The sequence below is a fragment of the Nonomuraea sp. NPDC003201 genome (genome assembly GCF_053590415.1).
The window spans coordinates 1-10,630 of sequence record NZ_JBSFTC010000352.1 but is presented as its reverse complement, the minus strand read 5'-3'; the positions used below and the strand labels follow the sequence as shown (position 1 = coordinate 10,630).

Genomic DNA, 10,630 nt, shown 5'->3' with positions numbered 1-10,630 from the left:
GCCGCGGTTGGCGGCGGCCGATGCGGCCTGGTCAGTGGCGCTGCAGCGCGCGGAAGTCGTCGAGCCAGTAGCCGCGCCCCGACAGGGCGCCGCGGGGCTGCACGGTGTAGGGGGCGTACACGCTGTTGAGCAGCCACGGGGCCTTGCCGGGGCCGAAGTTCTCGACCATCAGGTCGTCCTGCTTGAAGGCGTACGTGGCGACCGCCAGCCGCCCGGTGCCCCGGTACAGCTTCATCTGGTCGCGCAGGAAGCCCGCCTGGCTGGTGAACCACGGGCTGCCGGCCAGGAAGTCGTCCCACTTCCGCTCGCTGAACGGCTTGTCGATGGCGGCCTTGATGACCTGCCATACCAGCGTGCCGGAGGGGAAGCCGTACTTCTGGGCGAACGTGGCCGCGACCGGGTCCTTCAGGTGCTGCTGCCAGTACCAGACGAGAGAGAACTCGGTGACCAGGAACGTCTGGTCGGGGCGCATCCTCGGCAGGATGTAGTCCAGGAACGGCTGCGCGTTCGCCGGCGCGGGGATGTGCGGGTGGATGTCCACGCCCTCGATCTCCGGCGTCTGGCGTACGAAGGTCATCCAGCGCTCGGCCGCCGGCGTGCGGCGGTCCGGCAGGTCGAGCCGGTTCAGCGCGCCCATGTAGAGCGCGGTGCCGCAGTCGGCGCCGCACCGCTCACGCCGGTAGTCGATCACGTGCCGGGCGACGGTCTCGTAGAACTCGTTGAGCCGCTGGTCACGCTCGGCGGGCAGGCTCTCGATGAAGGGCTCGTTGCCGATCGTGAGGATGTCCACCTTGCCCATCACCGTGGGCAGCACCTTGTTCAGCCGGGCCAGCTCCGCGGCCATCCTGGGGCTGCCCGGCGCGGGGAAGGACGCCGCGTCGTAGGGGAACTTCAGGCTGAGGACGGTGTCGTAGCCGCGCGCCGCCGCCTTGGTGATGGTGCTGATCGCGAAGTGCTCGGCGGGGTCGCCCTTGTCGGCGGCGGGCATCGGGAAGAACCCGCGGACCCACCGGGCGCGGGCCTCACGAAGCTCCCGGAAGTCGAGGGCGTCGAGGTTCTGGTTGAAGTTGGCGCCCAGAGCGCCGTACGCGCGGGCGAGCGGCTTGTGGTCGGGCACGGATTCGGCTCCTTCCGCCGCGGCGGCGTGGGTGACGGGCGAGACGGCGAGAACCGCGGTTAAGGCGATGATCGACAGCCGGCGCAGCATGTGACCTGCTTTCTCGGAAGGGAAGGCCGACGCGTGGTTCGACTCGGCACATTCATGTTTGCGCTAACCTGAGCGGCCTGTCAACGGCCCGGGCGATGCGGTGAGGTCAGCGGCGCGGCGGCGCGGTGGAGGCCCGCACCACCAGCTCCGGCCGGACGAACCTGCTGGCGGGAGCGGACGCCTCGGCCCGCTGCGGGGCCTCGATCTGCATGATCAGGTGCTCGAGGCAGCGGCGGCCCACCGTGGCGAGGTCCTGGCGGACGGTCGTCAGCGGCGGGATGAGGAACGGCGCGAAGTCGAGGTCGTCGAAGCCGACGACGCTCAGGTCGTCCGGCACCTTGCGGCCCAGCTCGGCCGCCGCTTGCAGGACGCCCACGGCCATCTGGTCGTTGGCGGCGAAGACGGCGGTCACGTCGTCGTCGGCCAGCAGGCGGCGGGCGGCGTCGTACCCCGACTGCGGGGACCAGTCGCCGACGACGGGCGGCGGGACGGCGCGGCCCGACCGCTTCAGCAGCCGCTGCCACGCGGCCCGGCGCCGCTGCGCCGGGTTCGAGCCGGTCGGCCCGGCCACGTGGTGGACGGTGGCGTGGCCGAGATCGAGCAGGTGATCCACGGCGGCGCGGACGCCGGCGGCCTCGTCCATGCCGAAGGTGGGGTGCCGGTGCGCCGCCCTGCTGTCGGCGATCACCACCGGCACCTCCTCGGGAAGCTGCAGGTGCGGGGTGTCGAGCACCCGGGCCTCTATCACGATCACGCCGTCCACCGCGCGGTCGGTGAGGCCGCGGACGGCGGCGCGGATGTCCTTCTCGGTCGGGCCGTTGACCATCGCGACGCTCACCGAGTAGCCGCGGGCCTGGGCGCCGGTCACGACGGCCTCGAGGATGCGGACGTTGAGCACGGCGCTGAGGTTGAACATGACGACGCCGATCGTGCCGAACCGGCCGGTGGCCAGCGCCCGCGCGGCGATGTTGGCGCGGTAGCCGAGCTGTCTCATGGCCGCCTCGACCTTGAGCCGCGTGGCGGCGGTCACCCGGTCGTTGCCGTTGACGACCCGCGACACGGTCTGTCCTGACACACCGGCGATCTTGGCGACGTCCGCCATCGACGGGCCGCCGGACGCCCCCGTTCCTGGTTGCCGAGCCACGCGGGGTGCTCTCCCTTCCTCGTAGCAGCGCTGAACAAGGTCAGGCCAGGCCCTGGTGATGGGTTCCTTCGAAGTCGCTCAAGGACGTGTCGTAGTCCTTGCCGCCGACAGCGTACATCGACGTCATCCAGTGGTGGAAATTGTCGCCGGAGGCCCGAAGCCGCTGGTAGAGACGGCCGATCAGCGCCGACTGGACCTCGCCGAGCGCCGGGTCGCCGTAGCGGTTGGTCAGCTCTGACGGATCTTCTTCCAGGTCGTAGAGCTCGTTGACGCTCTCCGGGTTGACCACCAGCTTGAACCGGCGCGTGCGCAGCATGCGCTGCGGATAGGGGAAGTGGTGACCGTGGAACTCCGCGGTGATGTCCTCGCGCCAGCCGGCGGGCTCCTCCCCCAGCGCGAACGGCACCAGGCTGCGGCCGTCGGCGCCCGGCTCGGGGCCGGCCCCCGCCAGGTCGAGTACCGTCGCGGTGAAGTCGACCAGGCTGACGAAGGCCCCGGTCGACGCGCCGCCCGGCGAGCCGGGGACCCGCAGCAGACCGGGGATGCGGTAGATGTCGTCGTACATGGCCGGGCCCTTGTCGTGCAGGCGGTGGGCGCCGGTGAACTCGCCGTGGTCGGCGGTGAAGGCCACCGCCGTGCTGCCGGTCAGGCCGAGCCGCTCCAGGGCCCCGGCCAGGCGGCCGATCTGCTCGTCGATGAGCGTCACATATCCCCAGTACGCGGCCACGAGCCGGCGCGCGGTCTCCTCGCCGAGCGTGTCGTACGTCCAGTGCTCGCTGTAGCGCCGCTGGACGGGCGGCTTGTTCTCGAACGTCTCCTTGATCGACTCGGGCAGCTCGACCAGGTCGGGCGAGTACATCTCCAGGTACTCGCGCGGCAGCAGGTAGGGAAGGTGCGGCCCGTAGAAGTGCACGGCCATGTAGAAGGGGCGGCCGTCGCGGTGGAAGTCCTCGGCGTAGCGTTCGAGCCGGTCGATCGTGCGCTCGGCGAGGAAGCGCTCGAACGTGGCCTCCCCCGGCTGGTGCAGGACGCCCGCGAGCAGGTTGCCGGGCTCTCCGTTGGGGAAGACCCCGCGCACCTCCTCGCTGATCTCGGGTCCCGGCAGGCCGTGGCGCTCCAGCCAGGCCAGGTAGTCGGGGTGCCCCACCGGGTTGTGCCAGCCCGGGTAGTGGGCGCCGTCGAAGCCGAACTCACCGGGGCCGCGCCGCCGCCCGACGTGCCACTTGCCCTCGATGCCGACGTTGTAGCCGTGCTCGCGCAGGCGGCGGGAGAAGGGCGTGAACTCGTCCGGCAGCTCCTCCGAGTACCCCACGTTGCGCTCGTAGTTGGCCAGCAGCCGGTGCCGGAACGGCAGCACGCCGGTCAGCAGGCTGGCCCTGGCGGGGGTGCAGATGGCCGAGGGGGTGAAGCAGGCGTCGAAGCGGGTGCCCGAGGCGGCGAGGGCGTCCAGGTGCGGTGTGGACACGTGCGGGTTGCCGTAGCAGCCGAGGGTGTCGACGCGGTGCTGGTCGGTCATCAGGAAGAGCACGTTCGTGGGTTGGCTCATCGGGCCTCCATGCTTGTTTCCGCAAACATCGGATTCACCGTCAGCAGCGGGCATCATGGCGCCTGAGCTGCAGCTCAAAGAAACCTCACCGTCATGACCTTGACGCTGATAGGTGGCGGTCATAGGTTAGCGCAAACATGGAACCGCTTCACGGGGGGTCCCTGAAGGTTCAGGGCTGGGCGGGATCGTGACCGACTCGACGACGAAGAGGAGTCGCCATGGGGTCGCATCGCCGAATCCTTGGAACCCTGCCCGATGTGTCAGGCGCCGGGCGCCGTGACGTCAGCCGCCGCCAGTTCCTCGGCGGCACGAGCGCCGCCGTCCTGGCGGCGGCGCTGACCGCGTGCACCGGCGGCGGGCAGATGAGCCGCCGGAGCCAGGCCGCCGGTAACGCGCTGCAGTGGTGGGACCAGTTCAGGCCGCTGACCAAGATGCTGGAGAGCGACCTCTTCAGCCCCTACGAGCAGGGCCACGCGGGCGTCTCGATCGAACGGCGCCAGATGGACGCGCCCGACCTCGGCCAGGCGCTGCAGGTGGCGCGGCGCAGCAACCAGATGCCGGACGTGCACTCGCTGGCGGGGCTGGGCGCCGTCTCCCCGGCCGCCCTGGTCAGCGAGGGCTGGTTCCAGCCGGTCGGCAAGCTCGCCGACTTCGCCGGCAGCCCGGTCGCCGGCCAGCTCTACGACGGCATCCACCGCTTCAACGGCGAGATCTACTCCTTCGCGCCGTTCTCCGGCCGGAATCACGAGGCGGTGCCGTGGTTCAACACGGCGCTGCTCAAGGAGGCCAAGGTGGACCCCGAGGACGAGCCGGCCACCTGGGACGACCTGCGCGACGTCGCCCGCCGCGTGACCAAGGGGAACGCCGCCGGCGCGTACGGGATGGTGATCCCGCTCAAGGACCCCGCGTACCTGGCGGCGCTGGTCCACCGGCTCGCGATGACCGCGGGCGCCCCCGGGCCCGGCGCCATCGACTGGAAGACCGGCGAGTACGTCCACGACTCCCAGCCGTACATCGACGCCGTCGAGTTCCTCGTCTCGCTGCAGAAGGACAAGGTCGTCCATCCGGCGTCCGCGTCGATGGGCCCCCGCGACGCCCGCGCCCGCTGGGCCGCCGGGCAGGCGGCCATCTACCCGTGGGGCGCGTGGTTCGTCGGCGGCCTGCGCGTGGACGAGCCCGAGGCGGTCGAGCGCGGGGTCGGCGTGTGGCACATCCCGTGCCCCGAGACCACCAGGAACTTCGTCTACAGCCCTCCGGCGCCCGGCACGTTCTGGGTGTCGAAACAGTCGAAGAAGGCCCAGACCGCGGCCGAGGTGCTGCTGCGGATGACCACCAAGGAGTTCCAGCTCAAGCTGGCCGCCGCCATGGACCAGCCGCCCGCGCTGGCCGAGGTGGTGGCGGAGGCGGAGGTGCACCCCGCCTACCGGCAGTGCGTCGCCAACTTCCAGGACGACGTGCGCATCGGACCGGTGCCCGAGGTCGGCACGCCGGGCGTGTGGCAGGTGCTCGCCGAGATGCGCGACATCCATCCCGACCTCGGCGACATCGTCCAGTCGGTGCTGACCGGCTCCAGCTCCGACGTGGGCGGCCAGCTCCGGCGCTACAAGGACCAGCTCAGCACCGAGCGCGAGCGTGCCATCAAGGCGGTCAAGGAGGAGAAGGGGGTCGAGGTCGGCCTCGACGCCTGGGTCTTCGCCAACTGGGACCGCAAGAAGGACTACGAGCAGCAGGACTACGCCGGCCGCTGAGGGGCGGCCGGACGGGAGCACCATGACGACAACCCACGGGCAGACCTCCGCACACCCCCGGCCCGGACGGCTGAGGCGCCTGCGCAAGGACTGGTGGATCTACCTCTTCCTCCTGCCGACCCTCGTCGGGTACGGCGCGTACACCATCTATCCCCTGCTGGCGTCGTGGTGGTTCGCGTTCCTCGACTGGCCGGGCTTCGCCGACGCCGGGACGTTCATCGGCGTCGAGAACTTCGCGCGGCTGATCGAGGACGAGCTGTTCTGGAACGCGTTCTGGAACTCGATCGTGTTCCTCGTGATCGCCGTGCCGCTGCGGGTCGGGCTGGCGCTCGCGCTGGCGATCGTGCTCAACCGGAAGAAGACGCCGTTCAAGGGCTTCTTCCGCACGCTGTTCTTCCTGCCGGTCGTCACCACGGGCGCCATCGTCGGCATCGTGTTCACGCTGCTGCTGGACGCCGGCGGCCCGGTGAGCATGTCGCTGGTCTGGGCCGGCCTGATCGAGTCGCCGGCGAACTTCGCCGCCGACGCCGGCACCTCGCTCTTCGCCGGAATCGCCGTCTGGGTGTGGAAGTGGCTGGGCATCACCCTCATCTACTGGCTGGCCGCGCTGCAGACGATCCCGCAGGGCGTCCACGAGGCCGCGATGATCGACGGCGCAGGCCCCTGGGCGGAGTTCCGGCGCGTCACGTTACCGCTGCTGGTGCCGTTTCTGGTGATCATCACGTTGATCGACACCGTGGCGGCGTTGAACGTCTTCGACCTGATGCAGACCCTCACCGGCGGGGGCCCGTCCTTCTCTTCCGAGGTGATCGAGATCTTCATCTTCCGCACGGCCTTCCAGGCCACCGTCCCCCAGCTCGGCTACGCCTCGGCCGCGGCGGTGCTGTTCGGGCTGCTCACCATGGTCCTCGCGATCGCCCAGGCGCTGGGCATGCGCTGGGCCAGGGGCCGGATGGGCTCGGCATGACCGCGCCCGCGGACACCCGGCCGGCCCGCCGCCCGCTTGTCGGACGGGCGGCCCCGCGCCGCCGCCCGAGCACCGGGCAGGTGGTGACCGCCGTCCTGCTGCTCGTGCTCGGCGGCCTGTGGGTCTACCCGTTCGTCTGGCTGGTCTCGGCGTCGCTGAAGACCTCACCCGAGATCTTCGGCACGGGGCTCGGTCTGCTGCCCGAGGAGCCGGTCTGGGAGAACTACGCCCGCGCCTGGAGCGAGGTCGGCTTCGCCAGGTACCTGGTCAACACCCTCGTCATCACCGCCGGCACGGTGGTGCTCGTCGTCGTGCGCAGCGCCCTGGCGGGCTACGTGCTGGGCCGCTACGACTTCGCCGGCAAGAAGTTCGTCATCGGTCTGTTCCTGGTCACGTTCTTCCTGCCCGAGGGGTACACGATCATCCCGGTCACCCAGCTCACCGACCAGCTCGGGCTGCTCAACACCCACGCCGGCGTGATACTCGGCCTGGGCGCGGGCGGGCAGATCGCCTCGACCCTCCTCTACGCCGGGTTCTTCAGGAAACTGCCGAAGGAGCTGGAGGAGTGCGCCCGCCTGGACGGCGCGGGCCACTTCACCGTCTTCTTCCGCGTGATGCTCCCGCTGGCCTGGCCGATCACCGCCACGGTGGTCATCCTCACGTACCTGTTCGCCTGGAACGTCTACCTGCTTCCGCTGGTGTTCACGCTCAGCGACTCCGACCTGCGGACGCTGGCCGTGGGCATGACGGTCTTCGTGGGTGAGCGGGAAACGGACTGGTCGGGGATGGCCGCGGCCGCCGTGATCTCGCTGATCCCGGTGATCGCCGTCTTCGTCGTCCTCCAGCGGAAGTTCGTCGACAGCATCGCGGGAGCGGTGAAGCAGTGACAGGAACGGGGTTCTCAACATATGTCTGCCCATAGCCGTGAGGCACTCGTGACGATCGACACCCGCCGCCCGGCGGGCCGGATCGACGACGACGTCTACGGACATTTCCTGGAATCGGCGTTCTTCGGCAACATCGAGGGCGGCGTGTTCGACGAGGGCTCACCGTTGTCCGTCGCCGAGCCCGGCCTGCTCAACGGCGTCCGCACCGACGTGCTCGACCTGGTCCGCGAGCTGGGCCCGGGGCCGATCCGCTGGCCGGGCGGCAACTTCACCTCGGCCTACCACTGGGAGGACGGCATCGGCCCGCGCGAGACGCGGCCGAGCCGGCTGGAGCCGGCCTGGGGCGGGCAGGAGTCCAACCGCTTCGGCACCGACGAGTTCCTGGCCTGGTGCGAGGCGGCGGGTGCGGAGCCGTACCTGGTGCACTCCTGCCGGAGCGTGGACGAAGCGGTGCGCTGGGTCGAGTACACCAACTCCGCCCGCGCGACCACGCTCACCGGCCGCCGCGCCGCGAACGGGCGGGCCGAGCCGTGGAAGGTGCGCTACTGGGGCGTGGGCAACGAGGTCTACGGCCCGTGGCAGATGGGCCACCGCACGGCCGAGGAGTACGCCGCCGCCGCCCGCGAGCACGCCCGGTTCATGCGCCTGGTCGACCCCGAGATCCGCCTGATCGGTGTCGGCATCCCCTGGCAGCAGGACCAGTGGACGCGCCCGGTGCTGGCCCGCGCGGGCAAGCTGCTGGACTACCTGTCCCTGCACCTGTACGGCGCCGGCACCCACCTGTGGACCGGCGACGACTACGACGCCGTCGTGGCCCAGGCCCTGTACTTCGAGCGGGAGATCCACGCCTACTCGCAGTTCGTCACCGAGCTCGCCGCCGAGGTGGGCCTGGAGCGCCCGCCCGCGCTCGCGCTCGACGAGTGGACCATGCGCCACCTCGAACCCGAGGACTGGCCGCAGCCCCTGCCCGGTGACGACGGCGGCGTCGCCGAGCGCGAGCTGCCCGAGGCGGGCGACGGGCCAGGACGCCGGGTGCGGGTGAACCGGTGGAGCCCCCGCACGGTCGCCGACCTGGTCTTCTGCGCGGGAGTGTTCCACGCCGTCCACCGCTCCGCCGCTCTGCCCGCGCCCGTGTCCATGGCCAACCCGGTCAACCTGGTCAACGCCAACGGCCTGGTGGTCGCCCGCCCCGGTGGCGCGCTGCGCTCGGCGATCTACCACGTCTGGCACCTCTACCGGCACCACACCGGCAGGACCGTGCTGCCGTCCGAGGTGGACGGCCCGGCCAGGACGACCGCGGTCCGGCTCGGCGACAACTGGGGCCCGGACGGCCGGCTGCTCACCGCGCCCATGACCGTCCCGTACATCGACGTGTCGGCCACCCGCGCCGACGACGGCTCGGTGCGGGTGGCCGTCGTCAACCGGCACCGCGACGAGACCATCCGCGTGCGGCTCGTCCTCGACGGCAGCTCCGGCGCCACCCCCGCCCGCGCGCGGGTGCGCACCGTCGGCGGCGACGTCCCCGGCCTCGGCGCGGTCAACACGCTCGGCGCGCAGGACACGATCGCCGTGCGGGACCTGGGTGAGGTCGAGGCGAGCGGCGGGGCGTGGGAGATCGCGCCGCACTCGGTGACCGTGCTGACCCTTCTCGAGGAGCCTTCGTGACCCAGGATGCCGACTCCCCCCGTCCTCTCCTCGTCCGCCCGCACTGGCAGGACCTGTGCGGCGAGTGGGGCTACGCGACCGACGACCGCGACCGCGGCCTGGCCGAGGGCCGGCACCGCGACGCCGGGGCCTTCACCCGCGCGATCACCGTGCCGTACCCGCCCGAGAGCGAGCTGTCCGGCGTCCACGAGCCCGAGCCGCACCCGGTCGTGTGGTACCGCCGCACGCTGCGCCTGGAGCGCGAGCCGGGGCCGGACGAGCGGCTCCTGCTGCACTTCGGCGCGGTGGACTACCGGGCGCGGGTGTGGTTCAACGGCGAGTACGCCGGCGAGCACGAGGGCGGTCACACCCCCTTCACCTTCGACGTCACCGAGGCCGTCGTCCCCGGCGGGGAGCAGGTCGTGGTGGTCCGCGCGCAGGACGAGTGCGACGACGCGACCCAGCCGCGCGGCAAGCAGGACTGGCGCGCGGAGCCGCACGACATCTGGTACCACCGCACCACCGGCATCTGGCAGCCGGTCTGGGCCGAGGTCGTGCCCGCGCTGCACCTCCGGCGGCTGCACTGGACCCCGGACGTGCCCGGCGCCGCGGTGGCCGTCGAGGTCGAGCTCTCCCAGCGGCCGGACCCCGCCGTGGACGTCCACGTGGTCCTCACCCTCGGGGACGAGGTCCTGGCGGAGCAGACGTGCCGCGCCGACCGGCGGGACGGCCGGTGGGTGATCGCCGTCCCGGCCGCCCGGCACCAGATGGAGCTCAGCGGGCTCCTGTGGACGCCGGAGCGGCCGACCCTGCTGGACGCCCGCGTCGAGCTGCGCCGCGACGGCGTCCTGATCGACGCGGTGACCTCGTACGTCGGCCTGCGCAGCGTCGGTGTCAGAGACGGCAGGTTCCTGCTCAACGGCCGGCCCCGGTTCCTGCGCCTGGTCCTCGCCCAGAACTACTGGCCCGGCTCCCACCTGGCCGCCCCCGCTCCCGGCGCGCTGCGCCGGGAGGCCGAACTGGCCAAGGAACTCGGGTTCGACGGCGTGCGGGTGCACCAGAAGGTCGAGGATCCGCGGTTCCTGGCCTGGTGCGACCGGCTCGGCCTGCTGGTGTGGAGCGAGATGCCCAGCGCGTACGAGTACTCGCCCCGCGCCGTCGAGCGGCTGACCCGCGAATGGCTGGAGGTCGTCGCCCGCGACCGCAGCCATCCGTGCGTGGTGACGTGGGTGCCGTTCAACGAGAGCTGGGGTGTCTGGCACGCGGCGGACGTGCCCGAGCAGCGGCACGCCACCGCCGCGCTCTACCACCTCACCAAGGCGCTCGACGGCACCCGGCCGGTGATCTCCAATGACGGGTGGGAGCACACGGAGAGCGACATCTGGGGTCTGCACGACTACGCGCCCACCGGCGAGTCGATCCGTGAGCGCTACGCCGGGCCCGAGGCGCTCGCGCGCATCCTCGGCGACCGCCCGCCCGCGCGGCGC

8 protein-coding genes are annotated in these 10,630 nt (G+C 71.5%); 5 read left to right on the top strand and 3 right to left on the bottom strand.

The window, feature by feature from the left end; genetic code table 11:
- Positions 1–31 precede the first annotated feature (31 nt).
- The 3 genes from ACWDX9_RS53500 to ACWDX9_RS53490 form a co-directional block, all read right to left on the bottom strand.
- On the bottom strand, positions 32–1,207 hold the full coding sequence (locus ACWDX9_RS53500; RefSeq protein WP_449969822.1) for a hypothetical protein: 1,176 nt from the start codon (positions 1,205–1,207) through the stop codon (positions 32–34).
- Positions 1,208–1,313: 106 nt separating this feature from the next.
- A complete protein-coding gene (locus ACWDX9_RS53495) occupies positions 1,314–2,351 on the bottom strand; it encodes a LacI family DNA-binding transcriptional regulator (protein ID WP_449969820.1) in 1,038 nt (345 codons plus the stop codon).
- A gap of 40 nt (positions 2,352–2,391) precedes the next feature.
- Positions 2,392–3,897: a sulfatase-like hydrolase/transferase gene (locus ACWDX9_RS53490; RefSeq protein WP_449969817.1), complete on the bottom strand. Its 1,506-nt coding sequence runs from the start codon at positions 3,895–3,897 to the stop codon at positions 2,392–2,394.
- Positions 3,898–4,154: 257 nt separating this feature from the next.
- Between ACWDX9_RS53490 and ACWDX9_RS53485 the strand changes: the two genes are divergently transcribed.
- From ACWDX9_RS53485 to ACWDX9_RS53465, 5 genes are all read left to right on the top strand, one after another.
- Entirely contained in the window at positions 4,155–5,645 is a 1,491-nt protein-coding gene (locus tag ACWDX9_RS53485; protein WP_449969814.1) for an ABC transporter substrate-binding protein, read from the top strand.
- Positions 5,646–5,667: 22 nt separating this feature from the next.
- Entirely contained in the window at positions 5,668–6,612 is a 945-nt protein-coding gene (locus tag ACWDX9_RS53480; RefSeq protein WP_449969811.1) for a carbohydrate ABC transporter permease, read from the top strand.
- The gene (locus ACWDX9_RS53475; protein ID WP_449969808.1) at positions 6,609–7,499 is read left to right on the top strand and encodes a carbohydrate ABC transporter permease; all 891 of its coding nucleotides are present in this window, start codon (positions 6,609–6,611) and stop codon (positions 7,497–7,499) included. The genes ACWDX9_RS53480 and ACWDX9_RS53475 overlap by 4 nt, the downstream gene beginning before the upstream one ends.
- 48 nt (positions 7,500–7,547) lie before the next feature.
- Positions 7,548–9,164, top strand: a complete 1,617-nt coding sequence (locus ACWDX9_RS53470; RefSeq protein ID WP_449969805.1) for an alpha-L-arabinofuranosidase C-terminal domain-containing protein — start codon at positions 7,548–7,550, stop codon at positions 9,162–9,164.
- Positions 9,161–10,630 (top strand): glycoside hydrolase family 2 protein (locus ACWDX9_RS53465; RefSeq protein ID WP_449969802.1); only part of this gene is annotated, 1,470 nt, incomplete at its 3' end. The genes ACWDX9_RS53470 and ACWDX9_RS53465, both read left to right, overlap by 4 nt.